Raw genomic sequence first — 26,970 nt, forward strand, 5'->3', positions numbered from 1 at the left:
GTGCATGCAGATCGAGGGTTCGCGCGGGCGCGGACACGTGCTTCTCGTGGCGGGCGACGCCGCCGTGCGCCGAGGGGTCGTCCAGGTGGCACCGAGCGCCAACCTGGCGGCGCTGGGGGTGGTCCCCGCCGCCGGATTGCTGAACAGCGAGGTTCCCAGCGACACCACCTACCTCGACGGGGTCCGGGACCCGAACACGGTCCTGATGCGGCTGCGCATGGCCGCGGCCACCCCGGGCCCGCTGCTCGTCCACCTCTCCGGCCGACTGACCGTCGACCGGCGTGCCCATCGGCTGCACCTCGCCCTGGCGGGCACGACCAACGCCTCCGTCCGCTGGACGGCACTGCCCTGGGAATGGCTCGCCGTCGAACTGCGCGGCCGGCCCGCCGGATCGACCACCGTGCTCCTCGACCTCGTGGCGGACAAAGCAGCCTGGCCGCCGCTCCAGGAGCACGGCGGCCCGCCCGTGACCCCCGGAGCCGAGGTGTACGGGGTGATCCGCCCGCCCGGATCCGCGGGCGGCGGCAACACGGTGAGCAGCTACACGCGGCACTGGATCGACCAGCTCCACAGCAACCCCAACCGGCCGGACCGGCTGCGCCTGCACACCCTCGCCGCGGCCGCCGCCGCACTCCCGGCGGGCTCCCTCGTCCTGCCGAGCGCCCGCGAACTCGGCGGGCACCGCGCGCCCCCCGGACGGGCCCCCGCGGCCGGGACGCCCGCCGGCGCCCCGGCGGCCGGGTTCCCCGTCCCGGTCGACGATCCGTCACCGGCGGCCGGGCCCCCCGTACCCGCCCGGGACCCGCGCGCCCGGATCCACGCCCTGGCCACCTCCGGGCGGCACGCGGAGGCGGCCGACCTCGCCCGAGCATGGGAGCAACACGTGCTGCGGACCTGCGGGTTCACCTCCGGCGAGGCCCTCGAATGGCTGGAGATCCGCGCCGACCTCGCCCGGATGGCCGACGACTTCCCCGCCGCCACCCGACTGTGGACCACCGCGGTCCGCACCCGCTTGGCCCGGCAGCCCGCCGACGCGCCCGAGGTACGGGCCGCCGCGACCGGAGCCCTCTACTGCTGGACACGCCTTGAGGATCCGGACACGGCCGCCGGAGCGGGACTCGAACTCCTCGACCTCCTGGAGTCCTTGCCGGACCCGGACCCCGGCCACCTGCGCCTCGTGCGGCGGCGCATGGAACTGCTGAACCGATCACCGAGTCGTTCCCGTACGGGTAGTTGACCCCGAGGCCCGGGCCCGCGCTGGTCAGGGCGACGGCGATGATGACAACGGGGTGATCGACAGGCGCTACAACGCCGTGGCTACTGTGGGAATGCCGCGCAGTCGCGCAGGTGAAGGCACGCATTCGTTCAGGGGGAATGGAATGTCATCCCAGCCCGCGGTCGTCGACCTGCTGGACCTCAGTCCGGACTTCGTCCGCGACCCCTACCCGGTCTACGCGCGCCTGCGTCGACGCGGGCCGGTCCACCACGTCCGGACACCCGACGGAAGGGACATGTGGCTGGTCGTCGGCCACGACGCCTGTCGCACCGCCTTCACCGACCCGCGCCTGAGTCGTGATTGGCGCGGGTCCGGCGACCTCAGCCGGATCATCAACACCGGACAGGACCAGCCGGGGCTCGCCCACATGCTGATGTCCGACCCACCGGACCACACCCGGCTGCGCCGCCTGGTGGCACGGGAGTTCACGACCCGCCGCATCGAAGCCCTCGCTCCGCGCATCCAGCAGGTGGCCGACGAACTCCTCGACGCGATGGAGACGAGCGAGGACCGCAGGGCCGACCTGGTGGACGCCTTCGCCCTCCCGCTGCCGATGACCGTCATCTGCGAGCTGCTCGGCGTGCCCGAACTGGACCGCGACGCGTTCGGCGCGTGGTCCAACGAGATGGTCGCCCGCACCAGCCCCGAGGCCGAGGCCGCCGCCTACGAGGAGATGCCCCGCTACCTGGTCGCCCTCATCGACGCCAAGCGCGCCGCACCCGGGGACGACCTGCTCAGCGGGCTCATCCACGCCGTCGACGAAGGCGGCGACCGGCTCTCGCCGGACGAGCTCATCGGCATGAGCCTGCTCCTCCTGATCGCCGGACACGAAACCACGGTCCACATGATCGGCAACGGCATGCGGGCCCTGTTCGCCCACCCCGACCAGCTGGCCGACCTCCGCGCCGACCTCGGCCTGTTGGAGGGCGCGATCGAGGAGATGCTCCGCTACGACGGCCCGGTCGAGACCTGTACCGAACGGCTCGCCCTGGAGGACGTGGAGATGGGCGGGGTCGTGATCCCCGCCGGATCCGCCGTCCTCATCGCCATGGCCGACGCCGACCGCGACCCCACGCGCTTCCGGGAACCGGACCGGTTCGACATCCACCGCGACGCCCGCGGCCACATCGCCTTCGGGCACGGACTGCACCACTGCCTGGGCGCCCCGCTGGCCCGGATGGAGGGCCGCATCGCGCTGCGCTCCCTGCTGGAGCGTTTCCCGGGGCTCACCGGTGACGCCGGGGCGACGACGCTGGATTGGTTGCCCGGCATGCTGATCAGGGGCGTCCGGGAGCTGCCCGTCCGTTGGTGAACCGCGCTCCGAGCGGGGGTCGGCGGGCCGACGTCGGACCACGGCGTCAGCCGCTCGGCTTCGCGCGGACGTGCATGCGCTCCCCCTGCCGGCCGAACAGGCTGAGGACTTCCACGGGCCGCCCGTCCGCGCTGCTGAACCAGTGGGGGAGCCGGGTGTCGAACTCGGCCGCCTCGCCGGGCCCGAGGATCAGGTCGTGCTCGGCGAGGACGAGCCGCAGCCGGCCGTCCAGCACGTACAGCCATTCGTAGCCCTCGTGCGTCCGCAGGTCCGGCTCGGTCCCCCGGTCGGGGATGAGCATCTTGTACGCCTGGAGCGGGCCCGGGGTGCGGGTCAGCGGAACGACCGTTCCGCCGTGCGCCAGCGGGCGGGGCGTCAGGCGCACCCGGGGATCGCCGACCTCCGGGGCGCCCACCAGGTCGTCCAGCGGAACGTGGTAGGCGGACGCGAGCGGGAGCAGCAGCTCCAGACTCGGGCGGCGCTGTCCGGACTCCAGTCGGGACAGCGTGCTCTTGGAGATGCCGGTCTCCTCGGAGAGGGCGGCCAGGGTGAGACCGCGCTGGGTGCGCAGTCGGCGCAGGCGCGGGGCGACCTCGTCGAGGACGGCTCGGTGGGTGTCCGGGGTGTTCATGAGGGCATTTCACTCCGCCATCCCGGAAACGGCAACAATATTTGCCGCCGAGGCGGGGATGGGTGCAGGCTCCGGCACATGAGCACCCACAGCGCCTCCGGACCCCACCAGCACGCCCACGGCGACGGCCACACCCCCACGCAGGGCCACGGCCCTGGCCAGGGCCACGGCCAGGGCGATGGCCAGGGCCACGGTCACCATCACGACCACGGCAGCGACATCGACTGGGCCGCCATGGCCACCCAGCTGGAGACCAACGGGGAGATCCAGCTCCCGGTCCTGCGGGGCACGGCGGCCCGCCTCGGGGAACTGCTCGCCGCCGCGGGGACGCCGGTCCGCCGCGTCCTGGACGTCGGCAGCGGCCCCGGCGTGATGACCTGCGTCCTCGCCGAAGCCTTCCCGCAGGCCGAGGTCGTCGCCGTGGACGGCACCCCCGCCCTGCTGGAACACACCCTGACCCGCGCCGAGCGGCTCGGGCTCGGCGACCGGGTCACCGTGCTGCACGCCGGGCTGCCCGAGGGCCTCGACGCCATGGGCACCGCCGACCTCATCTGGAGCAGCAAGGCCGTCCACCACCTCGGCGACCAGCAGGCGGCGCTCGACGGACTCGCGGCCTCGTTGCGGCCCGGCGGCGTGCTCGCCGTCGCCGAGGCCGGCCTGCCGATGCGCTTCCTGCCCCGCGACATCGGCATCGGCATTCCGGGCCTCCAGGCCCGACTCGACGCCGCACTGGAGTACTGGTTCTCCGTCATGCGGGCCGAGCTGCCCGGCAGTACCTCCCTGACCGAGGACTGGCCCGCGATGCTCGGCCGCGCCGGGCTCGGCCCCGTGGGCGCCTTCACCGCCCTCCTCGACCTGCCCGCCCCGCTGGCCGCACCGGCCCGGGCCTTCCTGCAGGACCACCTGAGCCGACTGCGGGAGCTGGGCGACTCCCTGGACCCCGAGGACGGCAAGACCCTCGACGTCCTGATCGACCCCGGGTCGGAGGCCGGCATCCTGCGCCGCCCCGACGCCTTCCTGCTGTCCGCCAGTACGGTCTTCACCGGGGTGCGCCCGACCCACTGACCGCGACCCCGGGCCCCGGCCCCGTCAGCCCGGCGTGGACCGCCGGACCGTGCCGATGCGGGCGGTGAGCAGGGCGATGTCGTCGTCGGCGGAGGCCGGCACCAGATGGGTGATCAGCGTGTCGCACAGGTGGTCCAGCGGCTGCTCCGGTTCGGTCAGCAGCCGCGTCAGCTCGCCCAGCCGTTCGTCGATGTCGTGGTTGCGGGCCTCGACCAGGCCGTCCGTGTACAGGACGAGGAGGCTGCCCAGGGGCACCGTGAAGTCGGTCGTCGTGAAGCCGACGCCGCCGACGCCCAGCGGCACCCCGGGCGGCGTGTCGACCAGGTAGACGGTTCCGTCGGGTTCCGCCACCGCCGGTGGCGGGTGCCCGGCCCGGGTGACGCTGCACCGGCCGGTCGCCGGATCGCACACCAGGTACAGGAAGGTCGCCAGCATCGGCTCGGCGAGGTCCGCGAGCGTCGCCTCCAGCTGGTGCAACAGGGCCGTCGGCGGCATGTCGAGGCGCGCCAGGGCCCGGACCGTGGCCGACAGCCGGCCCATGACCGCCGCGGCGGCGATGCCGTGGCCCATGACGTCACCGATGAGGAGGGCGGCCCGCCCGCCGCTCAGTGGGAGGACGTCGTACCAGTCCCCGCCGACCTCGTTGACGTCACTGGCCGCGAGGTAGCGGTGCGCCGTCTCGATCCCCAGGGGCGGCGAGACGTGCTGCGGCAACATGCTGCGCTGCAGGACCACCGCCGTCTCGTGCTCGTGCCGGTACAGCCGCGCGTTGTCGATGCTGATGGCGGTCCGCGCGGCGAGCTCGCCCGCCAGGGTGACGTCGTCCGACCCGAAGGGCCCCACCGGTCGCGTCCGGTAGAACGTGGCCACCCCGAGGACGACGTCCCGGGCGGTGAGCGGGACCATCATGAAGGAGTGCACGCCCGCCGCGAGGAGCTGCTCGGGCTTGGGGGAGTGGCGCGCGGCCGGGGCGATGGACCCCTCGTCGAACCGGGCGACCAGGAACGGCTGGCGCGCCCCGAGCGCCTGCGTGTACGGGGCCGCCGCGGGGAACGTCAGGGTCCTGCCGAGCGGGGCCAGGATGTGGGTGACCGCGGACCCGGTCAGGGGCGCCTTGCCCAGGCGCCGCAGGGCGACGCCCCCGGCCAGCCCCATGCCCGGCTCGTCGCCCCTGGCCAGTACGTCCAGCACGTCGACGGTGACCGCGTCGGCCAGGTGCGGGACGGCCAGGTCGGCCAGCTCCTGGGTCGTGCGTTCCAGGTCCAGGCTGGCGCCGATGCGGGCGCTGGCCTCGCTGAGCAGGGCGAGCCTGCGCCGCCCGGCCTCCGCCTCGGTGTGGTCGCGCTGCTGTTCGGTGATGTCCAGGAGGGACGCGATGACGCCGATCGGCCGGCCACCGGGATCCTCCACGCGCACGTACGAGCACGACCACACGTGGTCGTGCTCCGGATCGGCGGGCGTACGGCCCGTGCGGCGACGGTCCAGTACGGGCTCACCCGTCGCCAGGACCCGGCGCATCGCGTCCTCCATGTCGCCCGCGTTCACCTCGGGCAGCACCTCGGCCAGGCGCCGCCCCACGTGAGCGGACTCGGCCAGCCCGTTCATCGCCTCCAGAGCCGGGTTGACCTGTAGGAACCGCAGCTGGGTGTCGAGTACGGCGATGCCCACCGGCGAGCGGGCGAACAGCCCGTCCCAGACGGCCGACGAACCCCGGATGCGGCGCGCCGCGTGCGCGTCGGCCGCGAACACGAGCACCGCCGAGGCGCCGTCGCGCCGATCGGGCACGGGGCAGGCCCAGATCTCCAGCTCGAGGGGGTGGCCGTCCCGGTGCCACGCGGTGACCGTCCCCATCACCCCGTGGCCGCCGGCCGCCGTCTCCCACAGGGAGCGGCCCAGACTGCGGTCGGCCCCCGGGTGCAGCAGATCGGCGATGTGCCGCCCCAGCACCTGGGGCGGGAGGTAGCCCAGCAGGTGCTGCGCGCCCTGGTTCCACCGCACGATCGTCCCGTCGGCGCTGGTGGCCAGCAGCGCCACCGGCAGGGCGCCGAGCCACCCGCCCGCGTCCTGGGCCGCGTGGCTGATCAGATCCGCCAGTGGCTCCTCGTGCATCCCTCACCCGCCCTCTCGGGCAGCCTCAGCCCCGTCTCGCACCGACCCCCGTCAGCGGCGTGCCCCACCGCGCGGTCCGCCGTGGCCGCGCATCCTCCACACTCCCCATGGTCGCGCCGACGGCCGGGGCACGCCCCTCGGCCGCCGGCGCCCCGATCAGGACTGCCGCACGGCGGACACGTCGAACTCCAGCACCACCTTGTCGCCGACCAGGACGCCGCCGCCTTCGAGCGCCGCGTTCCAGGTGATCCCGTAGTCCTTGCGGCTGATCGGCACGAAGCCCTCCAGACCGACGCGCTGGTTGCCCTGCGGGTCGGTGGCGCTGCCCTGGAACTCGAAGTCGATGTCGATCGACCGGGTGACGTCCTTGATGGTGAGGTCGCCGGTGACGCGGAAAGTGGTGTCGTCGAGCCGCTCCACCGCCGTCGACACGAAGGTGATGTGCGGGAAGGTGGGCGCGTCGAGGAAATCGTTGGTGCGCAGGTGACCGTCCCGCTGCTCGTTGCGGGTGTCGACGCTGGCGGTGTTGATGGTGACGGACACCGAGGACTTCGCGGGGTCGGCGCCGTCCAGGTGGGCCTTGCCCTCGAACTCGTCGAAGGAGCCGCGGACCTTGGTGACCATGGCGTGCCGTGCGACGAAACCGATCCGGCTGTGGACCGGATCCAGCGCGTAGTCGCCCGTCAGGGACGTGAGGGAGGTGGCGGTGCTCATGAACCTGCTCCGGAGGATCGGGGGTCGAGAACGCGCGGACGTCAAACGGTGGCGAGCTGCGGGATCAGGCGCAGCGCGTTGTCGTGGTAGATGCCCCGGAGCTGCTCCGGGGTGAAGGCCGGATCGGAGTCGAGGGCCGGCAACGCCAGGTCGGTGACCGTGTCGGCGGGTGCGGCGGGCCAGTCGGTGCCGAAGAGGATCCGCTCGGCGGGCACGTGGGCGAGGAGGGTCGCCGCGCTCGCCATCGGCCCGGCGGTGTCGTAGTGGAAGCGCCCCAGGTGGTCGCGGACGGTGCCCGGGTCGACGGGCGGCTCGCAGAACCGGCCGAGGGCTTGGAGCCGCGTCGCGATGTACGGCAGGAACCCGCCCGCGTGCGGCAGGATCACCGAGATGTCCGGGAACCGGTCCAAGGTCCGCTTGCTGATCATGTTCACGGCGGCCCGGGTGGTGTCCAACAGGAAGTCGCACATGAAGTTGGGGATCCCCGGAACGGTCGCCGGTCCGGGCGGGCCGTCCGGCAGGTTGTGCGGGTGGGTGTCGACCACCGCGCCGAACTCGTTCAGCTCGGAGAACACCCGGTCGTAGGAGGGGTCCCCGAGGTAGACGCCCCCGTAGTTGGCCGTCACGTTCACGCCGACGGCGCCGAGCTGCCCCAGTCCGCGCCGGATCGCCCACGAGGAGGCGTCCGGGTCGTCCAGGAAGAGCGGGACGTAGAAGGAGAACCGCCCCGGGTGGGAGGTCGCCACCTCGATCATCGACTGCAGCGTGATGTTGATCGCCTCGCGCTGCTGCGCCGTGGAGTGGTAGCGGGCGGGCAGCATGGGCTTGAGGACCGCCGTGGCGATGCCCGCGCGGTCCATGAAGGCGATCGCGGCGTCGGTGCCCAGCCGCGTCCACGGCGGCAGCCGCTTCGGGTCGACCAGTTCGTGGCGCACCGCCCAGTCGAGCCACTCGGGCGCACAGAAGTGGTGGTGCATGTCGATCTTCGACCGGTTCGCGTGGGGCGCTCCCGTACCGGGCGAGGCGACGTCGCCGGCGGGGCCGGGGCGCTCGTCCGACGCCGTTCCCAGAAGGCCCAGCCCGGTGGGGCTCGCGGATTCAGGCATGCCGATTCACCGTCCGTAGAAGGGTCTGGTCAGTTGCCGGGTACGACGGCGGCCGGCGCGGCCCCGGCGATCGGCGCGATCGGCGTGCCCGCCGTGCGGGGCGTCGCCTTCGCGCCTCGGCCCGGGGAGGACCGTACGGGCTCCAGCACGAGCCGTAGCCGCTCCAGCCCGCGGAACGCCGCCACCGGCCCCTTCAACCGGGCCGCCCGCGCCTCCTCCTCGGACTCGGCCAGCTCCATCTCCGGGAACTCCCGCAGGAGGCAGGACAGGGCGATGTCGAGTTCGAGCCGGGCCAGCGGCGCGCCCAGACAGTAGTGCGTGCCGTGCCCGAAGCCCAGGTGCATGCCCTGGATCCCCTCGCGGGTCACGTCCAGGACGTCGGGGGCGCCGAACTGGTCCGGGTCCCGGTTCGCGGAGGAGATGGCGATCTGCACGAGCGAGCCCTTGGGGATGAGCGTGCCCCGCACCTCCGCGTCCTCGGCGGCGTAGCGGAAGGTGGAGGTCTCCACGGAACCCTCGAAGCGGACGAGTTCCTCCACCGCCCCGGGGATCAGCGCGGGGTTCAGCCGCAGCTTCTCCAACTGGTCGGGACGGAGCAGCAGGTCCAGGACGGAGTTTCCGATCTGGAACGCGGTGGTCTTGTGCCCCGCGAAGAACAGCACCCACAGGGAGGAGACCAGCTCCGCGTCGTCCAGGCCGTCCTCCGCCCGGATGAGGTCGCTGAGGAAGGAGTCCGACGGGTGGGCGCGGGTGTGCGCGATCAGACGGTTCAGCCGGGCCTGGAGCCACTCCTCGGCAGCCCTCAGCTCCGCCTCCATCCGGGGATCGAACCGGGCCCGCGTCACCACCGAGAACTGTCCGAGGATCTCCGGACGGTCCGCCTCCGGAATCCCCATCAGCTCGCACAGCACCGTGATGGGGAACGGGAAGGCGAACGCGGGGATCAGGTCGACCGGATCCGTCTTCGGACACGCGGCGAGCAGCCGCTCCGCGATCTCGGTGATCCTCGGCCGCATCCCCTCCACCCGCCGCGGGCTGAAGGCGGCCCTCAGGGCGCGGCGCAGCCGGGTGTGCCGGGGCGGGTCCGAGTTGAGGACGTTGTCGTCGAGGTCGTCGAAGAAGCTGCCGTACACGGCGTGGTAGGTGTCGAGGGCCCCGCGCATGTTCTTGCTGAAGCGGGGATCGGACAACGCGTCGCGGGCGTCGTCGTAGCGCGTGATCAGATACGTGTCGACGCCGTGGGAGGGCGTCAGACGCACCACCGGGGCCTGCTCGCGCAGGGCCGCGTAGGCGGCGTGAGGGCACGTCCGGTACTCCGGCGCGCCCCTGGACACGGACGCCACGATGTCCCGCAACGCTTCGCCGCCGTTCGGTGCCGCATTCTCCTGCGCCATGTCTGAGTACCCTCCGTGAAGCCGGCGTTCGGCCACTCACGGGTTCCCTGCGGTCCCCGGCCGCGAAACGGTCCGTGGCTCGTTCGAGTGAGCCGGCCGCCCCTTCGCCCGATGCCGCCGAGGGCGGCCCCCGCCCCGCCCCGCCGTGGGTAGGCGGCCGGCCGGCGGACGCGGCCCGCCCCGCGCGCCGTCGGCCGACCGGCCGTCAGCCGTCCGATCGCGACCGGTGGCGTCCGCCCGGAGCGGGGAAAGGCTGCTCGTGCAGCCGCCCGCAGCCGGGGGCGCGCCGTCACGGTCCCGACCGGACGGCGCTCCCCGGACGATGCACCCCAGGAGTTCCCCCATGCCCCGAACCCTCACCTTCGCCCTCGCCACGGCCGCCTCGCTCGCCACCCTGGCGGCCGTCGCCGCACCCGCCGCCACCGGCGCGGACACCGCCAGGGCCGCCGCCGACCGGGCCGCCACGTACCGGGCCACCGCGCCGTTCCAGCGGCACGCGAGCGCCGTGAAGGCGGGCTACGTACCGGACAAGTACTGCGTGGAGCGCGCCGGAGCGGGGGCCCTGGGCTACCCGCACTTCAACCACGGCCACGACAACTCCGTCGACCCGGCGAAGCCCGCCGCCCTGTTCTACGAGGACGACGGGCGCGGCGGCAAGCGCCTCATCGGGGTCCAGTGGACGGTCTTCGACCGCGACCAGGACGTGACGACCGACGACGACCGTCCGAAGCTGTTCGGCATCCCGTTCAAGGGTCCCCAGCGCGGGAACTTCCCCGGCCAGCCGGTGCACTACGCCCTGCACATGTGGCTGTGGAAGAAGAACCCCGCCGGCACCTTCGAAACCTTCAACCGCGCGGTCACCTGCCTGCCCGGCACCACCCGCCCCAAGCCGGCCGCCTGAACCCCGACCGGCGGCGGGCCGGATGACGCCGCCGAGAGGCCGCTTCAGGACCCCGAACGAGGGCCGACCGGGTGGGCCCGACCCGCGGCCCGACCGCCGCGCTCGCCCTCGACACGCGCCACCAGCCGGTCGAGGGCGGCCAGCGTTCCGGGGAAGCCCGCCGCGGTCTCCCTGACCAACCCCGGCCCGGTCAGGAAACGGCCGTCGACCACCAGAGCCGGCACCCCCTGGATGCCGTACGCCTGGAGCAGCGCGTCGGCGTGCCGGATCCCGGACTCCACCGGGGCGGAGGCGACGGCCGCGGTGAAACCGGCCGCGTCCAAACCCTGCTCCGCGGCCCAGGCGAGGACCGCCGCGTCGGTGTTGAGGCGCACGCGGTCCCGGTGGATGGCCGTGAAGGCCCGCTCGTGGAACTCGCCGGCGCCCAGCGCCTCCAGCGCGAAGTGCAGGCGCTGCTGCGGCTTGAAGTTCTGCCGGCTGCCCGGCGTGCGGTCGAAGTCCGCGGGGATCCACCGGAACGCGACGCGGTGGGCGTTGGCGCCGCGCCAGGCGTCCAGCACCGGCTGGAGCTCGAACGCGTGCGAGTCGGAGTACCAGAAGAAGGCCTCGACCGTGATCGGGCCCGTACCCGCGCCGGCCGGGGCCGGGCCGTTCACGCGAGTGTGGTCCTGGCTTGCGTCAGCCATGGGCGGGCTCCTCCGTCTCGAACGTGCCGGACCCGGGGCCGACGTGACGTCGCCGTCACGCGGCCGGTGTCCTCGGGGCGTACGCCCGGCCCGCGCGGGACGGTGTCGTGCCGTCCCTCGGGAGGAGTGCCCAGGACGGAACGTATGTGTCCGCCCACCGGTCGCGAAACACCGATCCCGGCCACCCCGAGGCCAAAAACAGCCCCTTCGGGGATCCTTCCTCACGGAGCCCGCAGCCCCGGCCCCGACGACCGGCCGGGCACACCACCTACGCTGGCGCCGTGAACAGAGCACAGCCCAGCCGCCGGCAGGCCGTGGGCGCGGGCGCCCTGGCGGTCGCCGCGGCGCTGGCCGGGTGTACGGCCGGCTCCGGCCCGCAGCGGCGGCTCCGGCTCGCGACGGGCCCCCGGGGCGGCCCGTACAACGCGTTCGGCGAGGCCCTGGCCCGAGCCGTCGCCGCGAGCGGCCCCGGCACGCGGATCGCGCCCGTGGGCACCGCGGCCAGCGTGAACAACCTGCGGAAACTGGAGGACGGCAGCGTCGACCTGGCACTGGCCATGGCCGATGCCGCCGAGGACGCGGTCCTGGGACGGGAACCCTTCGCGCGGCCCGTCCCGGTGACCGCGCTGGCCCGGGTCTACGTGAACTACACCCACCTCCTCGTCCCGAGGGACGGGCCGGTCCACTCGGTGGAACAGCTCGCCGGACGGCCGGTCGCGGCCGGCGCGGCCGGGTCGGGGGTGCGGGTCGTGGCGGGTCGGGTGCTCCGGGCGGCCGGCGTGGGCACGGACGTCGCCGCCGCGCGGGAGCGGGAGCTGGGCCTCGCCGAATCGGTGTCGGCGCTGCGCGAGGGCACGGTCGACGCACTGTTCTGGTCCGGCGGCGTGCCCACCCCGGCCCTGTCGGAGCTGGCCCGGGAGCGCCCCGTCCGGTTCCTGCCGCTGGACGGACACGTCGGCGCGCTGCGGGGGCGCCACGGGCCCGTCTACACGGCGGTCACCCTTCCGGCGGGGGCGTACGGGCTGACGGAGCCGGTCGGGACCATCGGCGTCGGCAACTACCTCCTCGCCCGCGCCGACCTGCCGGACGGCGCCGTGCGCGACGTGCTGCGGGTGGTGTTCGACCGGTGGCGGGACCTGTTGCGGGAGGTGACCGCCGGAGCGCGGCTGGAACCCCGGTTCGCCATCTCGACCGGGGCCGTCCCCCTCCACCCGGGAGCGGTGGCGTACTACCGCTCGGTGTACGGCTGACCGCGCCCGGCCGGGCGGTTCAGGCGGGTGGCAGCCGGAGTTCGGTCAACAGCCCGCGCGGTTCGTTGCCGCCCACGTCGAGCCGGCCGCCGCTGACCCGTGCGATCTCCTCGGCGATGGCCAGCCCCAACCCGCTGCCCCGGACGTTCTGGTGCTCGGGGGACCGGGCGAAACGTCGCAGCAGCAGGCCCTCTTGATCGGGAGGTACGCCCGGGCCGTCGTCGCGGACCCGGACGAGGACCGCGCCGTCGTCCTCCCGCGTGACGGTCACCTCGACGCGTCCGCCCGCCGGTACGAACTTGACGGCGTTGTCGAGGAGCGCGTCCAGGACCCGGCCCGCGGCATCGGGCAGCGCGCGGGCCCGCAGCCCCTCCTCGGGGCACGCGTGCGCCAGCTCCAACCCGGCCCCGGCGAACACCGGGGTCCAGGCCCGCACCCGGTCCCGTACCGAGGCCGCCACGTCCTGCTCGCGCAGCTCCGCCGTGCCGGACTCCACCCGGGCCAGGGCCAGCAGGCCGTCGAGGAGTTCCTCCAGGCGCTCCGCCTCGTCGAGGGCCCGGGTGTGTTCGGCCAGGCCGGGGCCCGGGGAGACGTACGGCTCCACGTTCTCCAGCTGGAGCACCAGGGTGGCCAGCGGATTGCGCAGCTGGTGCGAGGCGTCGGCCACGAAGTCGCGCTGCCGTCCGATCGAGTCGGCCATGGCCTCCGCCATCGCGTTGAAGTGCAGCCGCAGCCGGCGCAGTTCGGGCGGACCGGTCTCGGACACCGCCCTGGCGCGCAGGCTACCGGCGGCGAGCTTCTCCACGGCCCGGTCCAGATCCAGGACCGGCCGCAGCAGCCACCGCGTGATCCCGACCGCGACCAGGGCGGCGGCGGTGAAGGCGGCCACCGCCCCGGCGCCGATCAGCGACCAGCGGACCGCCACGTCCCGCCGGGCCGTGGCGGTCGGCAGCGTCATCAGGACGGCGCCGCTGACCCGCTCGTCCCGGCCCACCGGCTCGGCCAGCACGACGGCGCGCGGCCCCCAGGGACGCAGCGTGGGGAGCCGGTCGGTGGACCGGCCGGTGAGCGCACGCTCGCGGGCCTCGGTCGCCCCGGCGGCGGCGTCGGCCCGCCCTCCGGCCCGGGCGACCGCTGTTCCGGCGGTGTCGACCACGACGACCCCGGCGCCGTACAACTGGGCGTACCGGCCGATCTCGGCGGACAGCTCCGCACGGTCGGCGTCCGTCCGCATCCGCTCGGCGAGATCGGCGAACCGCACGGCCTCGGAACGCCGTTGCAGCAACAGGTGCTCGGTGCGGCCCCGGGCATAGGCGTCGGCCGGCGGGACGCTCAGCAGCAGCGCGGCGACCCCCATGAGGACCATCAGCACGGCCAGGAGCCGTCGCCTCATCGCGGGCCGCCGCCCGCCGCGCCCTGCGGTCCGGTCCCGGCGGCCGGGGCGCCGAGCTGGTAGCCGAAGCCGCGTACGGTCCGCACCAGCCAGGACCGCGCGGTCTTGGCCCGGATGCCCGCCACGTGGACGTCGAGGGAGCGGGAGACCCCGAGGAAGGCGTCGCCCCAGATACGGTCCAGGATCTCCTCACGGGCGTGGACCTCGTCGGGGCGCTCGGCGAGGAAGGCGACGACGTCGAACTCCCTGCGGGTCAGCCGGACCTCGCCACCCGCCACGGTGACCGTGCGGCGCGCCAGATCCACGGCGACGTCCCCGCTGCGGACGATCCGGTCACCGCCCGCTCCGGGGACCGGACCGGAGGGGCCCGCCGGGCCCGAGCGGGCGGCCGAACGGCGCCGGACGCTGTCGACGCGGGCCATCAGCTCGGCCATCCGGAACGGCTTGACGACGTAGTCGTCGGCGCCCGCCCGCAGCCCCTGCACGATGTCCCGCTCCTCGCAGCGCGCCGTGACCACGATCAGCGGAGCGTCGCAGACCGTCCGCAACCGGCGCAGCAGCTCCAGCCCGTCGAGGTCGGGCAGCCCCAGGTCCAGCAGGACGAACTCGGCCTCGTGCACGTGCCGCAGGGCGTCCAGGGCGCGCCCCACCCGGCGGACGGTGTGTCCGCGCTGGGCGAGGGCGGTCCCGAGGGCGTGGGCCATGCGGTCGTCGTCCTCGACGAGCAGAGCGTGCATGGACAGTTCCCTCGTGACGCGTGATCCGGGGCAGCAGACTACGGGAGCCGCCGCACCGGATCACCGCCGCCGGTTCAGCGCGCGGCCCGCTCCGGGGCCGTCGCGGGGGTGGCCGTCGGTCGCGCCTTGCCGTCCGCGGCCGCGTCGGCCTCCGCCTCGGCGCGGCTGAGCGCGGCGTTGCGGGTGTCCGGCATCAGTACGTACGTGACGAGGGAGATCAGCGCACACCCGGAGACGTACCAGAAGAACATGCTCTCGTGGCCGCTGCTCTTGAACCACAGGGCCACGTACTCCGCGGTGCCGCCGAACAGGGCGTTGGCGATCGCGTACGGCAGGGCCACGCCCAGGGCGCGCACCCGGGTGGGGAACAGCTCCGCCTTGACCGCCGCGTTGATGGAGGTGTAGCCGGTGACGATCACCAGCGCCAGCAGCGACAACCCCAGCGCGGACCAGTACGAGGACGCCGACCCGAGGGCGGTCATGATCGGGTACGTGCCGACGGTGCAACCCACCGCGAAGGTGATCAGCAGCGGCCGGCGGCCGATCCGGTCGGACAGCATGCCGGCGAAGGGTTGCAGCACCGCGAACAGGGCGAGCGCGGTGAAGCTGACCAGGGTCGCGGTCGTCTTCGGCATGCCCGCACTGCCGACGAGGTACTTGGTGAGGTACGTGGTGTACGTGTAGTACGCCACGGTCCCGCCGAGGGTGAGCGCCATGACGAGGCCCGCCTGCCGCCGGTGCTCCCACAGGACCTTCAGCGTGCCGCGCGTGCTGTCGTCGTGCTCCCCTTCGCCCGACGACTGCTCCTTGAACGCGTCGGTCTCCTGGAGCCGCCGCCGCAGCCAGAAGACGACCACGGCGAACAGGGCCCCGAGGAGGAACGGGATCCGCCAACCCCAGCTCTCCAACTGCGCTGTGGTGAGAGTGTGTTGCATCGTGATCAGGATGCCCAGGCCGAGGAGCTGACCGCACGTCATCGACACGTACTGGAACGACGAACCCAGCCCGCGCCGGTTGCGGGCCGACGCCTCGGTCAGGTAGGTGGCACTGGCCGCGTACTCGCCGCCGATGCTCATCCCCTGCAGGAGCCGCGCGAGCAGCAGCACCAGGGCGCCGAAGTAGCCGGCCTGGCCGTAGGTGGGGGCCACGGCGATCAGCAGGGCGGCCACCGACATCATCGTGACCGTGAGCGTGAGCGCGCTCTTGCGGCCGTGCCGGTCGGCCGCGCGGCCCAGGATCCACCCGCCGACGGGACGCATCAGGAAACCGACGGCGAAGATGCCGGCCGTGTTCATCAACTGCGTGGTCGGATTGTCGTTGGGGAAGAAGGAGTCGGCGAAGTAGATCGCGAAACTGGCGTAGACGAACCAGTCGTACCACTCCACGAGATTGCCCAGGGACCCGCCGATCAGGGCGAGACGGCGCTTCTTGCGCTCGTCCGCGGGCGAGGGCGGTACGGGCACGACGGCGGGCGCGGACATGGCGGCTCCAGAGGGAAGTCCCTGAGGGGGAGGGGGGAACGCCCCGGTGGTGGGGGAGTGCCCAGAGCATGCGGTCGGCGCCTGCGGCGGGCAAGGTCCGCCGCGCAGATCTAACGTTCCGCTAAGGAAGGCGCACGCGAACGGGTCCCCGGGGGATGGGTCGGGCTCCCGGGCGCCGCCGGTCGGGCCCCGGGGATCGCGCGCCGCCGGCCCGGTTCCGCCGGTCGGGCACCGCCGCGTCGGGCGGCGGTCACATTCGGCCACGCCCCCGGCGTCGGACGGCCCGGGGCGTCCGGTGCGGGGCAGACTGGGCCCGTCAGCTCTTCCCGACGCGGAGGACCGCCCGTGCCCGTACCGATGATCATCGACTGCGACCCCGGCCACGACGACGCCCTCGCCATCATGCTGGCGGCCGCCGACCCCGCGGTCGACCTGCTCGCCATCACCACCGTGGCGGGCAACCAGACCCTGGACAAGACGACCCTCAACGCCCGGCGGGTGTGCACCCTCGCCGGGATCACCGACGTACCCGTGGCCGCCGGCTGCGACCGGCCCCTGATCCAGCCGCTGGTCGTCGCCGCCGACGTGCACGGCGCATCGGGACTGGACGGACCGCGGTTCCCGCCGCCCACGGTCGACGTGGTCCCCGAGCACGCCGTGGACCTCATCCACCGGATCCTGCTGGAACACCCCGAGCCCGTCACGCTCGTGCCGACCGCTCCGCTGACGAACATCGCCCTGCTGTTGACCCGCTACCCCGACAGCGCCTCCCGGATCCGGGAGATCGTGCTGATGGGCGGCTCCACCGAGCGCGGCAACCGCACCCCGGCGGCCGAGTTCAACATCCACACCGATCCGGAGGCGGCGGCCGTCGTCCTCGACAGCGGGGTGCCCGTCACGATGTGCGGGCTCAACGTCACCCACCAGGCGCTGGCCACTCCCGAGGTACTGGCCCGGTTCGAAGGGCTCGGCACCGAGTTGGGGCGCACCTGCGCCGAACTGCTCGCCTACTTCGCCTCGGCCTACCACCGGCTGTGGGGCATGCCGCACCCGCCGCTGCACGACCCCGTCGCGGTGGCCCGCGTCATCGACCCCTCGATCGTGGAGTGCGTGGACGCGACCGTCGCGATCGAACTGCACGGCAGCCACACCCGCGGAGCCACGGTCGTGGACCTCCACCACTACCTGGGCCGCCCCGTCAACGCCCGGGTCGCGGTGGGCCTGGACACCGAACGGTTCTGGGACCGCATGGTCGGTGCGGTCGAGGCCCTCGGCTCCCGGCGGACCTGAGGCGCCCGTCGCACCGAGGCGCCCCGAAGCTCCTGTCGCACCCGAGGCGCCCCCGAAGCTCCTGTCGCACCCGAAGTGCCCCCTCCAAGCTCCCGTCCGTCCTGAATCCCGCCGCCCCGCTATTCGGTCCCGTAGCGCATGCGGCCCAGAGCGGTCATCGGCCGGTCGTGGGCCGCGACGGGCGCCGGGAGGCAGGTGGAGCCCATCAGGTACCGGTCGACCGCCGCGGCAGCGGCCCGACCCTCCGCGATGGCCCACACCACCAGGGACTGCCCCCGGCCCGCGTCGCCCGCCACGAACACCCCGGGCGCCCGCCCGCCGGCGGCCGCGAAACCGGCGTCGCGGGCGAAGTTCCCGCTCGCGTCCCACTCCAGGCCCAACTGCTCGCGCAGGCCGCCCGCCCGCTCCGGACCGGCGAAGCCGAGCGCCAGCAGGACCAGCCCGGCGGGCAGTACGCGCTCCGTGCCGGTCAGGGGCGTGCGGCCGGCCGGCTCGACGGAGCTCAGGTGCAGGGCCCGTACCCGTCCCGAGGCGTCCCCCTCGAAGCACAACGTGGCGCTGGCGAAGAGCCGGGGGTCGTACCCGGCCAGCCCGCGGGCCTCGGCGTGCGCGTGGGAGATCCGGTACACCTTCGGGTACATCGGCCAGGGCTCGCCGTCCGCGCGGGCCGGCGCGGGTTCCGGATTGATGTCCAACTGGACCACGGAGAGGGCGCCCTGCCGCAGCGCCGTGCCCAGGCAGTCCGAGGCGGTGTCCCCGCCGCCGACGATCACCACGTGCCGGCCCTGCGCGGTGACCCGCGGCGCCGAGAGATCGCCCTCCCGGACCCGGTTGGCCAGGGTCAGGTAGTCCATCGCCTGGTGGATCCCGTCCAGCTCGCGTCCCGGCACCGGCAGCTCCTTGCGCTCACCCGCCCCGACCGCGACGACCAGCGCCTCGTACCGGCTCCGCAGGCCCGTCGCGCTGACCGACCCGCCGACGTCCGACCCGGTGACGAAGGCCGTGCCCTCGCCCCGCATCTGGTCGATCCGCCGGTCCAGGTGCCGTTTCTCCATCTTGAACTCGGGGATGCCGTAGCGCAGCAGCCCGCCGATCCGGTCCGCCCGCTCGTGGACGACGACGGCGTGACCGGCCCGCGTCAGCTGCTGCGCGGCGGCCAGCCCGGCCGGGCCGGAGCCGATGACGGCCACCGCCTTGCCACTGCGGCGTTCCGGCGGGCGGGGCGTCATCCAGCCGCGGAGCAGACCTTCGTCGGCTATCGCCTGCTCGACGTTCTTGATGGTCACCGGATCCGAGTTGATGGTCAGGACGCAGGCGTCCTCGCAGGGGGCCGGGCAGAGCCGGCCGGTGAACTCCGGGAAGTTGTTGGTGGCGTGCAGCCGCTCGTACGCGGCGGCCCAGTCACCGTGCGCGGCGAAGGCGTTCCACTCCGGTACGAGGTTCCCGAGCGGGCAGCCGACGTGGCAGAACGGGATCCCGCAGTCCATGCAGCGGTCGGCCTGGCGGGAGACGAGCGGGAGCAGCGCCTGTCCCGCGTGGACCTCGCGCCAGTCGCGCAGCCGCTCCTCGACGGGGCGGGCGGGTACGGCCTCGCGGGGGATCCTGAGGAAGCCGAACGGATCGGTCACGCGCCGCCTCCCTGGATCGTGCGCGGCGTGCGCGCACCGCACGGGGTACCAGGTGCTCGTGGCGGGCGGGTCCCACAGGCGTGAGGTGTGCGGCGTTCCACTCAGCGTACGCCGCACCGGGCGAGGCTTCCGCTCGGTGCGCCGGCGCCCGTCCGGGGCACCGGCCGGGGCCCGTCCGGGCCTCAGATCCGCAGGGCCGCGACGATCTCGTCGGTGGTGCTGACCTTGCCGATGCGGGGGAAGATCCGGCCGAAGCTGTGGGCGTGCGCCTCGGGGTCGGTGTCGGCGGTGGCGTCCTCGGCGAAGACGAGCCGGTAGCTGTGTTCCCAGGCCGTGCGGGCGGTGGATTCGACGCCGATACTGGTCGAGATGCCGCCCAGGACGATGCGGTGGATGCCGCGGCGGCGCAGCTGGAGGTCCAGCTCGGTCCCGGTGAAGGCACCCCAGTGCCGTTTGGTCACGACGACGTCGGCCAGCGCGGCGAGCTCCGCGGGGATCTCGGAGAACGCCGCGGGCGGCGCGGCAGCGGGGCCGGGACGGTCCACTTCGAGGGTGGGCAGGTCGCCGCCGTCGGGCGACCAGGCGACCTTGACCAGGACCACCGGGAGCTTGCGGGCCCGGAAGGCCTCGGCGAGCCGGACGCCCCGGCGCAGGACCTCGTCCGCGGGCCTGGTGGTGGGCAGGGCCAGGATGCCGTTCTGCAGGTCGATGAGGACCAGGGCGGTGTCGTCCTCGAGGTTCAGGGCGTCGCTCATGGGTGCGGGGTGTCCTTCCGTCGGTGGTCCGGGGGTGTGAAGAGGCGTTCCGCTCGTGGTTCAGGCTTCGGCCAGCCGGCGCAGCAGCGGGACGGCCGCGGCCACGGTCCGCTGTTCGGCCGGGGCGAGGCGGCGGGCCATCAGATCGGCCAGCCTGCCGCGGCCGGCCTCCTGACGTTCCGCCACGAGCCGGCGGCCCCGGTCCGTCAGCGTGATCACCTTGCGGCGGCCGTCGGTGGGGTGCGCGGCGCGCTCGACGTATCCGCCGGCCCGGAGGGCGCCGACCGTCGCGTTGAGGGACTGCGGGCGGATCTTCTCGGCCCGGGCCAGGTCGGTGATCGTACGGGGCCCCTCGCGATCGAGGCGCTTGAGGACCGACACCTGCCCCAGGGTCACGCCGCTCCCGGCGGAGGCCATGCGCAGGTGCCGCACCATCAGGCTCACCACCAGCTGGAGCTCTTCGGCGGTGTCCCGGAGCCGTTGGGCGACGTCATCCGGGTCCGAGGGATCCGGGGATTCTGCCGCGGGGTCAGCCGGGCCGGTCGGGTCCACCACGTTCATAAACCGACCATAACGGGCGTACGGGACGACTGCAAAGTAAGCCTTGGTATTCCGAACGGCCGGGCCGGTGGGCGGCGGTGGGGCCGCCGTCCCCGGTGGGGATGATGGGGAGGTGAACCAGATACTTTTCGCAGGGGTCTTGGGGCTCGTCCTCACCCTGGTCGGCACGCCGTTACTGATCAAGGTCCTGGCCCGGAAGGGGTACGGCCAGTTCATTCGGGACGACGGGCCGCGCGGGCACCACGGCAAGCGCGGCACCCCGACGATGGGCGGCATCGCCTTCATCGCGGCGACGCTCGCCGCGTACGCCCTGACCAAGGTGATCACGGGGGAGCCCGCCACCTACCCCGGCCTGCTGGTGCTGTTCCTGATGGCGGGGATGGGGTTGGTCGGATTCCTCGACGACTACATCAAGATCGTCAAGCGGCGTTCCCTGGGCCTGCGCGCCAAGGCGAAGATGTCCGGACAGTTGGTCGTCGGCACCGCCTTCGCCGTCCTGTCCCTCCAGTTCGCCGACGCGCGCGGTCAGACGCCGGCCTCGACGCGGATCTCGTTCGTCACGGACTTCGGCTGGAGGATCGGCCCCGTACTCTTCGTGGTCTGGGCCCTGTTCATGATCCTGGCCATGTCCAACGGCGTGAACCTCACCGACGGACTCGACGGATTGGCCACCGGCGCCGCGGTGATGGTCTTCGGTGGATACACCTTCATCGGCATCTGGCAGTTCCAGAAGTCCTGCGCCGATGCCCTGGGGCTGGTCGACCCCACGGGTTGCTTCGAGGTCCGCGACCCCCTCGACCTGGCCGTCGTCGCCTCGGCTCTGATGGGCGCCTGCTTCGGGTTCCTCTGGTGGAACACCTCGCCCGCCAAGATCTTCATGGGCGACACCGGTTCCCTCGCCCTGGGCGGCGCCCTGGCGGGCCTCGCCATCTGCTCGCGGACCCAGCTGCTGCTCGTCCTGCTCGGCGGTCTCTTCGTGCTCATCACGATGTCGGTCGTCATCCAGGTCGGCTCGTTCAAGCTGACCGGCAGACGCGTCTTCCGCATGGCCCCGCTCCAGCACCACTTCGAGCTCAAGGGCTGGTCGGAAGTCCTCGTCGTGGTCCGGTTCTGGATCGTCCAGGGCATGTGCGTGATCGTCGGCCTGGGCGTCTTCTACGTGGTCGGCGCCCGGCTCTGACACGGGTCGTCCCGGATCACCCAGGAGGGACCCGTAAGGCCGGGGCCCGTCCGGTGGGTCGTGCGCCGGTCGGGTTCTCCACGCGTCGGTCGTGGTCGCGCGGCAGCGGCAGCAGCTGGGAGAGGGCGATGAGCAGCCCGTTGCCGCCGAAGCGCCGCCGGGACCCGCCCGCTCCCGCCGCCGTGCGTGCCGCCCGTCGACGGCGCACCGGCGCGGTCCGGGTCAGGGGCGGTCGAGGCCCCAGGTCTGGAGCACGTACGGCCGGCCCTTCTCCTCGCCCTTGATCAACGGCACGTCGAGGAGCCGGAATCCGGCCCGCGTGGCCACGCCGACGCTGGAGGCGTTCTCGGCCTCCAGCTCCAGGATCACCTGATCCGCGCCCAGCTGATCGAAGGCGTACGCGGCCATCACCCGCACCGCGCGGGCCGCCAGCCCCTGCCCCCGGTGGGCCGGGCCGACGGCGTAGCCGAGCTCGGTTCCCTCGGGCGCCCGCTTGAGCATCACCTCGCCGAGCGCGGCGCCGCCGTCCACGGTGATGGCGAGCAGCAGGGCCGTACCGTCCGTACGCAGCTGCCGGGCCCGGTCCAGGCGGGTGCGGGCGGCCTCCTCGTCGAAGGGGGAGACGATCGGGGTCCAGTAGGCGATGTCGGGGTGGTCGAACAGCTCGGGCATCGCCGCCAGGTCCGATTCCGTCCAGTCGCGCAGGACCAGGCCCTCCCCGGTCAGCTCGATCCGGTCGGGAAAGGACGGCGTGCTGCTGCTCATGCTGGGGGACCTCCGTGGCCGGTGCGGGAGGAGGCAGGATATCCGGCGACCGGCCATCGGATCACCGGATTATCCTGCCGACGGGGGAGCTCGTCGCGCCCTACGCCCGCCGGTCGGCGGGGGCGCCGGCGCGGAGGCGGGTCGCGGCGGCCTCCGCCTCGCGCACGACGTGTGCGGTGTCGACATCGACGAGACGGCCGTCGAGTTTGAGCGGGCGGCCGTCCACGAAGACCGCCTCGACGTTCTCCGGACGGCCGTTGAAGACGATCTGGCCGATCCGGTCGAAGCGCGGGGCGAAGTTCAACGTGCCGGGATCGAGCACGAGGACGTCGGCGCGCTTGCCCGGGGTCAATGACCCCACCCGGTCGGCCATCCCGATCGCCTCGGCGCCGCCGATCGTCGCGGCCCGCAGGACGTCCTGGACCTGCGGGAACACCGACGCGTCCAGCGAGCGTGCCCTTTGCAGGCCGATGGCGCTCTTCATCAGGGCGAAGAAGTCGCAGGAGTCATTGGTTCCGCCGTCCTGCCCCAGCCCGACCTTCACGCCCCGGCGGCCGAGGTCGGGAAGCCGCATCACGCCCGAGGCGAGCCGCATGTTGCTCAGCGGGCAGTGCGCGGCCCGGACGTCGTGGGCGGCGATCGCGGCGATCTCGTCGTCCGTCAGGTGGATCGCGTGGTTCATCAGCAGGTGGGGGCCGAAGGCTCCCATGCCGGTGAGCACCGCGAGCGGATCGTCCGCGCGCTGCTCGACGCGTTCCAGGACGTGGCTGTTGAGCATGACGCCGAGGTCCTGGGCGATCTCCCAGTGCATCCGGTTGAGCCCCTCGATGGCGCGCGCCGCGTGCGTGGCGATCTGCGCCGAGGCCAGCGGCAGCGGGTCGATGAGTTCCCTCTTCACCCGGGACAGGAGATCGGCCCGCGCCTCCGGCTGGAACATGGCGTACGTGAAGCGCACGCCGGTGTCGGCCAGTGCCCGCACGTACTGGGTGGTCGTGTCGTACGGGAGGGCGTCCACCCAGTCCACCAGCGTGGTCACCCCGGACTGCACGGAGTCCAGGGCCGCCAGGCGAACGAACCGGTACATGTCGGTCGGTGGGATCCGGGAGAACGTCGGCCTGTTGCATTCGGCCAGCCAGCCGAAGAGGTCACGGCCCGAACAGCCGCCGCGCATCGAGGACTGCCAGAGGTGGGTGTGGACGTCGACGAAACCCGGCATCAGCAAGCGGTCGGAGGCGTCGATCACCCTGGTTCCGGCCGGTACGCCGAGCCGCCGCCCGACCGCCACGACGACCCCGCCCCGCATCAGGACGTCGGCCCCCTCCACCGTGCCCAGCGGCCCGTCGCCCAGGGCGGGGTCCATGGTGAGCACCAGCGCGGCGTTCCGCAGGACGGTGGCCCGGCCGGTGGGGCCGGCGGCAACCGGTGCGTCCCGCGGGCGGGTCCGCCCCGCGCCGAGCACGAACGGACCGGCCGCGGCCATGCCCAGACCGGCCAACACCCTGCGGCGCCCGGGATCCGGGGGCGGAGCCGGGACGGGTCCTACGGCCTGTGCTGCTGACTCCGGTACCGGTGCGGTGGTGCCGGGACATTCGCTGAGCGGGTCCATGTCGTGCTACCTCCCGACGGAATGGCGCGGGGCGCTCCTGTGGACTCACGGATCGTCAGGCACGTTCGGGTACACACGGGTTCGTATCCGGATGGTGCGCCAGCCCGGGGCCGTCCCGAAAGAGCCGCGTCAACAGTTTGTTTCAAACCTCGGGTGGAGGTGCGATGGCGAGGAGCCGTCCAACCGCCCAACTGGCATGGAGATCCTGCCTGGTGGCGCCGGTTCAAGGGGCGTCTGCGGGGTATCCGCCCAGGGACGTTGCGCACGATGACGCTCTGGAGGAGCCATGCCCGGACTGTTCGCGAAGATCAAGGAGTTCAGTCGTAGCCCGCAGGGGCAGCGGACCATCGCCTCGGCCCGGCGGGCCGCGGCCGATCCGGGGAAGCGGGCGGCGGCCCGTCGGATGCTCACCCGGCTGCGCGGCGGCAGGCGCTGAGGGCGGCCGGCAGGCGGAATGCCGGCGTTTCCGGTACGGCCGGGGGCGCCCACCCGGGATCGGGCGGGCGCCCCCGGTCGCATCCGGGCGGGCGTGGCCGTCGCGCCCACCCGGACCACGGGTGACCGGGACCGCCCGACTCGTGGGCGGACCGGCGGGACCGGCCTGCTCCTCGGGTCCCGTGACGGTGCCCCGGGCGGCGCATCGCCTACCGCGGCTCCGTGGCGATCTGGATCAGGTTGCCGCAGGTGTCGTCGAAGACGGCGGTGGTGACGGGGCCCATCGCCAGGGGCTCCTGGGTGAAGCGGACGCCGAGGGCGGTCAGGCGCTCGTACTCCGCCGTCACGTCCTCGACGGCGAACTGGGCGAGCGGGATGCCGTCCGCGAGGAGCGCGTCGCGGTAGGGCTTGACGGCCGGGTGGCCGGAGGGCTCCAGCAGCAGTTCGGTGCCGCCGGGCTCGTCGGTCGAGACGACGGTCAGCCACCGGTCCGGTCCGCCCAACGGAACGTCGTGCTTCTTCACGAAGCCGAGGATCTCGGTGTAGAAGCGCAGGGCCTCGGCCTGGTCGTCGACGAAGACGCTGGTCATGTGGATCTTCATGGGGTGATCTCCTCGGGTTCGGAGGTGTCGGGCACGGGCCACCGCTCGGCGATCTGCCGCAACGGGGCCGTGTTCAGCTCATGGAACTTGTAGCGCCCCTCCCGCCTGGTTTCGACGAGCCCCGCGGCCTCCAGCAGGGCGAGGTGCTGCGAGACGCCCTGACGTGAGATGCCGAGCTGGTGCTTCATGCTCAGCCGTGCGCAGATCTCGAACAGTGTCTGTCCGGACTTCTCGGAGAGCTCGTCGAGGATGGTGCGGCGGGTGGGGTCGGCCAAAGCTTTGAAGAGGTCATCGGCCACGACCACACCATAGGCAAACGTTCGCTTGCCTATCAAGTCGAGGGGTGCCCCGACCCGAGCGGTTCCGCCCGTTTGGCCCCGAGCAGCACGCGGTAGCGGTCGTGGGCCGTGAAGTCCGCGAGGCTCCACACGGCGGGCCGGCCCACCTCGGCACTCAGGTGGAGGACCGCGTCCGGGCCGGCCCACACGCCGACGTGTGCCCCGTACGGGTCCGTGTCCGCGTTGAAGAACAGCAGGTCGAGGACATCGGGCTGCGCGACCCGGACGGTGTGCCGGGTGTCGTTCCACAGTTCGCGGGAGCGCAGCGGGGGCACGGACCTGCCGAAGTGCCGCAGCACCTCGTAGGCGAACAGCTGGCAGTTGGCGCCCGGGGCGAGGCCGGGCAGCCGGCTCACGGCGGGGGAGCCGGGGTAGCGGGAGCCGGCGTAGGGGACGGCCCGGAAGGCGTCCGGCAGGGCTTCGAGACGGGGATCCATGCCGCCCATCCTGACCGGTGGGGGAGCGGGCCGGCGGGCACGGGTCGCGCCGGCCGGTCCGCGCTCTGGGCCGGCGCCGGGAACGGGTCGCAGACTGTCCCGATGGACGAGTTACGGATCACGCCACGCCGAGCCCCGCAGGGTCGGACCACCTCACGCCGGACCACCTCACGCCGGACCACCCCACGCCGGACCACCCCACGCCGGGCCGCCCCGAGTCAGGCCGCCCCGCACCGGGCCGCCCCGTGAGCGCGACCCGCGGCAGTGAACTGCCCTTGCACCGGCTCGACGTACCGCTCCCGCACCTGCTCCCCTTCGCCATCGGCACCTTCGACTCCATCGGGCCGCTCTCCCGGGCGGGATTCCCCCACCGCCACGCGTTCTACGAGATCGTCCTCGTCACCGGCGGCAGCGGCGCGCACGTCCTCGAACTCGCCCACCGGCCCCTGGACCCGCCCCACCTGTGCGTGATCACCCCGGGTCAGGTCCACCACTGGGAGGACGCCGACGACCTCACCGGACACGTGATGCTGTTCAACGAGGACTTCCTGCTCGGCCACCCCGAGGACGCAGCCGCGCTGGACCTGCTCGCCGCCCGGCCCTGGCTGCGCCCCGACGACGGCCGGGACGGGATCGCCTCACTGTTCCAGGAGATGGAGCGCGAGTACCGGGACCTGCGCGAGGGGTACGCCGGGGTGCTGCGCGCCTACCTGCACGTCCTGGTCGTACGGGCCCTGCGCGCCTGCGAACCCGGCCCGGGGAGCAGCCCCGTCCCGGCGGGCCGGGCCGTGGAACTGGCCGCCGCCTTCACGCGCCTGATCGCCTCACCGGACGGTACGGGGCTCTCCGTCGCCGACTGCGCGAAGCGGCTCGGGGTCACCTCCGGGCACCTGCACGCGCGGGTCAAGGAGGCCACCGGGCAGACCCCCGGCGGCCTGATCCGCCGCAGGCGGACGCTGGAGGCGAAGCGGCTCCTCGCCCGGACCGACCTGACGATCGGGCAGGTCGCCCGGGGCGCCGGCTTCGCGGACCCCGCCTACTTCTGCCGGTTCTTCCGCCGCGAGACCGGCCTGACGCCGGGCGACTACCGGCTCGGGATCGCCACCGGTCCGACCGCCTCCGGCACCGGAGGAATTCACCACGATCCCCGGATCCGGTCCATCGCGGCCGCCGGGCCGGGAACCGTAGCGTGACGCCGACGGAACCGGCCGACGGGTCCGTCGCCACCCGCCCGGGCCGCGCCCCACCGCGGCCCGGGACTCCGGCGCAGGCACCAGGCGCACCCCCCCCACGAGCGCGAAGGAGTCGACGCGTGCCC

Annotated in this window: 26 protein-coding genes; 9 read left to right on the forward strand and 17 right to left on the reverse strand. The window is 73.5% G+C overall.

Annotated features, from left to right (window positions below):
* The first annotated feature begins 4 nt into the window (after positions 1-4).
* On the forward strand, positions 5-1,237 hold the full coding sequence (locus ACFY0I_RS11280) for a hypothetical protein (RefSeq protein ID WP_388893148.1): 1,233 nt from the start codon (positions 5-7) through the stop codon (positions 1,235-1,237).
* 142 nt (positions 1,238-1,379) lie between these two features.
* Positions 1,380-2,588 carry a cytochrome P450 gene (locus tag ACFY0I_RS11285; protein ID WP_388893150.1) on the forward strand — a complete coding sequence of 403 codons (1,209 nt, stop codon included), beginning with the start codon at positions 1,380-1,382 and terminating at the stop codon, positions 2,586-2,588.
* 46 nt (positions 2,589-2,634) lie between these two features.
* Here the strand turns inward: ACFY0I_RS11285 and ACFY0I_RS11290 are convergent, their stop codons facing one another.
* The gene (locus ACFY0I_RS11290; RefSeq protein ID WP_388893152.1) at positions 2,635-3,219 is read right to left on the reverse strand and encodes a helix-turn-helix domain-containing protein; all 585 of its coding nucleotides are present in this window, start codon (positions 3,217-3,219) and stop codon (positions 2,635-2,637) included.
* A 78-nt stretch (positions 3,220-3,297) separates the two neighbouring features.
* Between ACFY0I_RS11290 and ACFY0I_RS11295 the strand changes: the two genes are divergently transcribed.
* Positions 3,298-4,284 (forward strand): class I SAM-dependent methyltransferase, encoded by a 987-nt coding sequence (locus tag ACFY0I_RS11295; RefSeq protein WP_388893154.1) that lies wholly within the window; start codon positions 3,298-3,300, stop codon positions 4,282-4,284.
* A gap of 24 nt (positions 4,285-4,308) precedes the next feature.
* On the opposite strand, the gene ACFY0I_RS11300 is transcribed toward ACFY0I_RS11295, so the two are convergent.
* The 4 genes from ACFY0I_RS11300 to ACFY0I_RS11315 form a co-directional block, all read right to left on the reverse strand.
* Positions 4,309-6,393, reverse strand: coding sequence for a SpoIIE family protein phosphatase (locus ACFY0I_RS11300; protein WP_388893156.1), 2,085 nt, complete (start codon positions 6,391-6,393; stop codon positions 4,309-4,311).
* Between the two features lie 156 nt (positions 6,394-6,549).
* On the reverse strand, positions 6,550-7,107 hold the full coding sequence (locus ACFY0I_RS11305; RefSeq protein WP_388893158.1) for a YceI family protein: 558 nt from the start codon (positions 7,105-7,107) through the stop codon (positions 6,550-6,552).
* A gap of 41 nt (positions 7,108-7,148) precedes the next feature.
* Positions 7,149-8,213 (reverse strand): amidohydrolase family protein, encoded by a 1,065-nt coding sequence (locus tag ACFY0I_RS11310; protein ID WP_388893160.1) that lies wholly within the window; start codon positions 8,211-8,213, stop codon positions 7,149-7,151.
* 29 nt (positions 8,214-8,242) lie between these two features.
* On the reverse strand, positions 8,243-9,607 hold the full coding sequence (locus ACFY0I_RS11315) for a cytochrome P450 (protein ID WP_388893162.1): 1,365 nt from the start codon (positions 9,605-9,607) through the stop codon (positions 8,243-8,245).
* Positions 9,608-9,950: 343 nt separating this feature from the next.
* Here ACFY0I_RS11315 and ACFY0I_RS11320 point away from each other — a divergent pair, with 343 nt between their 5' ends.
* Entirely contained in the window at positions 9,951-10,508 is a 558-nt protein-coding gene (locus ACFY0I_RS11320) for a hypothetical protein (protein ID WP_388893164.1), read from the forward strand.
* 44 nt (positions 10,509-10,552) lie between these two features.
* Here the strand turns inward: ACFY0I_RS11320 and ACFY0I_RS11325 are convergent, their stop codons facing one another.
* Entirely contained in the window at positions 10,553-11,194 is a 642-nt protein-coding gene (locus ACFY0I_RS11325) for a thiol:disulfide interchange protein DsbA/DsbL (RefSeq protein ID WP_388893166.1), read from the reverse strand.
* A 281-nt stretch (positions 11,195-11,475) separates the two neighbouring features.
* On the opposite strand from ACFY0I_RS11325, the gene ACFY0I_RS11330 reads away from it, so the two are divergent.
* Complete coding sequence (locus tag ACFY0I_RS11330) at positions 11,476-12,444, forward strand: TAXI family TRAP transporter solute-binding subunit (protein WP_388893168.1); 969 nt, start codon at positions 11,476-11,478, stop codon at positions 12,442-12,444.
* A 19-nt stretch (positions 12,445-12,463) separates the two neighbouring features.
* Here the strand turns inward: ACFY0I_RS11330 and ACFY0I_RS11335 are convergent, their stop codons facing one another.
* From ACFY0I_RS11335 to ACFY0I_RS11345, 3 genes are all read right to left on the reverse strand, one after another.
* Entirely contained in the window at positions 12,464-13,837 is a 1,374-nt protein-coding gene (locus ACFY0I_RS11335) for an ATP-binding protein (protein ID WP_388893170.1), read from the reverse strand.
* Positions 13,834-14,574, reverse strand: a complete 741-nt coding sequence (locus tag ACFY0I_RS11340) for a response regulator transcription factor (RefSeq protein ID WP_388893172.1) — start codon at positions 14,572-14,574, stop codon at positions 13,834-13,836. Before ACFY0I_RS11340 ends, ACFY0I_RS11335 begins: the two co-directional genes overlap by 4 nt.
* A 74-nt stretch (positions 14,575-14,648) precedes the next feature.
* Entirely contained in the window at positions 14,649-16,055 is a 1,407-nt protein-coding gene (locus ACFY0I_RS11345; protein ID WP_388893174.1) for an MFS transporter, read from the reverse strand.
* A 345-nt stretch (positions 16,056-16,400) separates the two neighbouring features.
* Here ACFY0I_RS11345 and ACFY0I_RS11350 point away from each other — a divergent pair, with 345 nt between their 5' ends.
* A complete protein-coding gene (locus tag ACFY0I_RS11350) occupies positions 16,401-17,345 on the forward strand; it encodes a nucleoside hydrolase (protein WP_388893176.1) in 945 nt (314 codons plus the stop codon).
* Positions 17,346-17,464: 119 nt separating this feature from the next.
* Here the strand turns inward: ACFY0I_RS11350 and ACFY0I_RS11355 are convergent, their stop codons facing one another.
* The 3 genes from ACFY0I_RS11355 to ACFY0I_RS11365 all read right to left on the reverse strand — a co-directional run bounded on the left by ACFY0I_RS11355 (position 17,465) and on the right by ACFY0I_RS11365 (position 20,289).
* Positions 17,465-18,973 (reverse strand): glutamate synthase subunit beta, encoded by a 1,509-nt coding sequence (locus tag ACFY0I_RS11355; protein WP_388893178.1) that lies wholly within the window; start codon positions 18,971-18,973, stop codon positions 17,465-17,467.
* 182 nt (positions 18,974-19,155) lie between these two features.
* Positions 19,156-19,728 (reverse strand): hydrolase, encoded by a 573-nt coding sequence (locus ACFY0I_RS11360; RefSeq protein WP_388893180.1) that lies wholly within the window; start codon positions 19,726-19,728, stop codon positions 19,156-19,158.
* Between the two features lie 60 nt (positions 19,729-19,788).
* On the reverse strand, positions 19,789-20,289 hold the full coding sequence (locus ACFY0I_RS11365; RefSeq protein ID WP_388893182.1) for a MarR family winged helix-turn-helix transcriptional regulator: 501 nt from the start codon (positions 20,287-20,289) through the stop codon (positions 19,789-19,791).
* Positions 20,290-20,401: 112 nt separating this feature from the next.
* On the opposite strand from ACFY0I_RS11365, the gene mraY reads away from it, so the two are divergent.
* The gene (mraY, locus tag ACFY0I_RS11370) at positions 20,402-21,469 is read left to right on the forward strand and encodes a phospho-N-acetylmuramoyl-pentapeptide-transferase (protein WP_388893184.1); all 1,068 of its coding nucleotides are present in this window, start codon (positions 20,402-20,404) and stop codon (positions 21,467-21,469) included.
* A gap of 222 nt (positions 21,470-21,691) precedes the next feature.
* On the opposite strand, the gene ACFY0I_RS11375 is transcribed toward mraY, so the two are convergent.
* The gene (locus ACFY0I_RS11375; protein ID WP_388893186.1) at positions 21,692-22,234 is read right to left on the reverse strand and encodes a GNAT family N-acetyltransferase; all 543 of its coding nucleotides are present in this window, start codon (positions 22,232-22,234) and stop codon (positions 21,692-21,694) included.
* Positions 22,235-22,334: 100 nt separating this feature from the next.
* Positions 22,335-23,840 (reverse strand): amidohydrolase family protein, encoded by a 1,506-nt coding sequence (locus tag ACFY0I_RS11380; RefSeq protein WP_388893188.1) that lies wholly within the window; start codon positions 23,838-23,840, stop codon positions 22,335-22,337.
* Between the two features lie 286 nt (positions 23,841-24,126).
* Here ACFY0I_RS11380 and ACFY0I_RS11385 point away from each other — a divergent pair, with 286 nt between their 5' ends.
* Complete coding sequence (locus ACFY0I_RS11385) at positions 24,127-24,276, forward strand: hypothetical protein (RefSeq protein WP_281209375.1); 150 nt, start codon at positions 24,127-24,129, stop codon at positions 24,274-24,276.
* Between the two features lie 208 nt (positions 24,277-24,484).
* On the opposite strand, the gene ACFY0I_RS11390 is transcribed toward ACFY0I_RS11385, so the two are convergent.
* From ACFY0I_RS11390 to ACFY0I_RS11400, 3 genes are read right to left on the reverse strand one after another with little or no spacing between them, the layout of a single operon-like run.
* Entirely contained in the window at positions 24,485-24,877 is a 393-nt protein-coding gene (locus ACFY0I_RS11390; protein ID WP_388893190.1) for a VOC family protein, read from the reverse strand.
* Entirely contained in the window at positions 24,874-25,176 is a 303-nt protein-coding gene (locus ACFY0I_RS11395) for an ArsR/SmtB family transcription factor (protein WP_388893192.1), read from the reverse strand. Before ACFY0I_RS11395 ends, ACFY0I_RS11390 begins: the two co-directional genes overlap by 4 nt.
* A 32-nt stretch (positions 25,177-25,208) precedes the next feature.
* Complete coding sequence (locus tag ACFY0I_RS11400; RefSeq protein ID WP_388893194.1) at positions 25,209-25,652, reverse strand: hydrolase; 444 nt, start codon at positions 25,650-25,652, stop codon at positions 25,209-25,211.
* A 245-nt stretch (positions 25,653-25,897) separates the two neighbouring features.
* Between ACFY0I_RS11400 and ACFY0I_RS11405 the strand changes: the two genes are divergently transcribed.
* Positions 25,898-26,845, forward strand: a complete 948-nt coding sequence (locus tag ACFY0I_RS11405; RefSeq protein ID WP_388893196.1) for an AraC family transcriptional regulator — start codon at positions 25,898-25,900, stop codon at positions 26,843-26,845.
* Positions 26,846-26,970 lie beyond the last annotated feature (125 nt).

Origin of the sequence: Streptomyces sp. NPDC001568, assembly GCF_042893755.1 — a bacterium.
Classification (GTDB): Bacteria; Actinomycetota; Actinomycetes; order Streptomycetales; family Streptomycetaceae; genus Streptomyces.

Excerpts from the sequence above, each read along its gene's own strand:
- ACFY0I_RS11290 (WP_388893152.1), bottom strand. The coding sequence starts at position 3,219 with ATGAACACCCCGGACACCCACCGAGCCGTCCTCGACGAGGTCGCCCCG.
- ACFY0I_RS11360 (WP_388893180.1), bottom strand. The coding sequence starts at position 19,728 with ATGAGCGACGCCCTGAACCTCGAGGACGACACCGCCCTGGTCCTCATC.
- ACFY0I_RS11285 (WP_388893150.1), top strand. The coding sequence starts at position 1,380 with ATGTCATCCCAGCCCGCGGTCGTCGACCTGCTGGACCTCAGTCCGGAC.
- ACFY0I_RS11310 (WP_388893160.1), bottom strand. The coding sequence starts at position 8,213 with ATGCCTGAATCCGCGAGCCCCACCGGGCTGGGCCTTCTGGGAACGGCG.
- ACFY0I_RS11365 (WP_388893182.1), bottom strand. The coding sequence starts at position 20,289 with ATGAACGTGGTGGACCCGACCGGCCCGGCTGACCCCGCGGCAGAATCC.
- ACFY0I_RS11300 (WP_388893156.1), bottom strand. The coding sequence starts at position 6,393 with ATGCACGAGGAGCCACTGGCGGATCTGATCAGCCACGCGGCCCAGGAC.
- ACFY0I_RS11305 (WP_388893158.1), bottom strand. The coding sequence starts at position 7,107 with ATGAGCACCGCCACCTCCCTCACGTCCCTGACGGGCGACTACGCGCTG.
- ACFY0I_RS11335 (WP_388893170.1), bottom strand. The coding sequence starts at position 13,837 with ATGAGGCGACGGCTCCTGGCCGTGCTGATGGTCCTCATGGGGGTCGCC.
- ACFY0I_RS11315 (WP_388893162.1), bottom strand. The coding sequence starts at position 9,607 with ATGGCGCAGGAGAATGCGGCACCGAACGGCGGCGAAGCGTTGCGGGAC.
- ACFY0I_RS11400 (WP_388893194.1), bottom strand. The coding sequence starts at position 25,652 with ATGGATCCCCGTCTCGAAGCCCTGCCGGACGCCTTCCGGGCCGTCCCC.
- ACFY0I_RS11320 (WP_388893164.1), top strand. The coding sequence starts at position 9,951 with ATGCCCCGAACCCTCACCTTCGCCCTCGCCACGGCCGCCTCGCTCGCC.
- ACFY0I_RS11280 (WP_388893148.1), top strand. The coding sequence starts at position 5 with ATGCAGATCGAGGGTTCGCGCGGGCGCGGACACGTGCTTCTCGTGGCG.
- ACFY0I_RS11385 (WP_281209375.1), top strand. The coding sequence starts at position 24,127 with ATGCCCGGACTGTTCGCGAAGATCAAGGAGTTCAGTCGTAGCCCGCAG.
- ACFY0I_RS11295 (WP_388893154.1), top strand. The coding sequence starts at position 3,298 with ATGAGCACCCACAGCGCCTCCGGACCCCACCAGCACGCCCACGGCGAC.
- ACFY0I_RS11345 (WP_388893174.1), bottom strand. The coding sequence starts at position 16,055 with ATGTCCGCGCCCGCCGTCGTGCCCGTACCGCCCTCGCCCGCGGACGAG.
- ACFY0I_RS11340 (WP_388893172.1), bottom strand. The coding sequence starts at position 14,574 with ATGCACGCTCTGCTCGTCGAGGACGACGACCGCATGGCCCACGCCCTC.
- ACFY0I_RS11325 (WP_388893166.1), bottom strand. The coding sequence starts at position 11,194 with ATGGCTGACGCAAGCCAGGACCACACTCGCGTGAACGGCCCGGCCCCG.
- ACFY0I_RS11390 (WP_388893190.1), bottom strand. The coding sequence starts at position 24,877 with ATGAAGATCCACATGACCAGCGTCTTCGTCGACGACCAGGCCGAGGCC.
- ACFY0I_RS11375 (WP_388893186.1), bottom strand. The coding sequence starts at position 22,234 with ATGAGCAGCAGCACGCCGTCCTTTCCCGACCGGATCGAGCTGACCGGG.
- ACFY0I_RS11380 (WP_388893188.1), bottom strand. The coding sequence starts at position 23,840 with ATGGACCCGCTCAGCGAATGTCCCGGCACCACCGCACCGGTACCGGAG.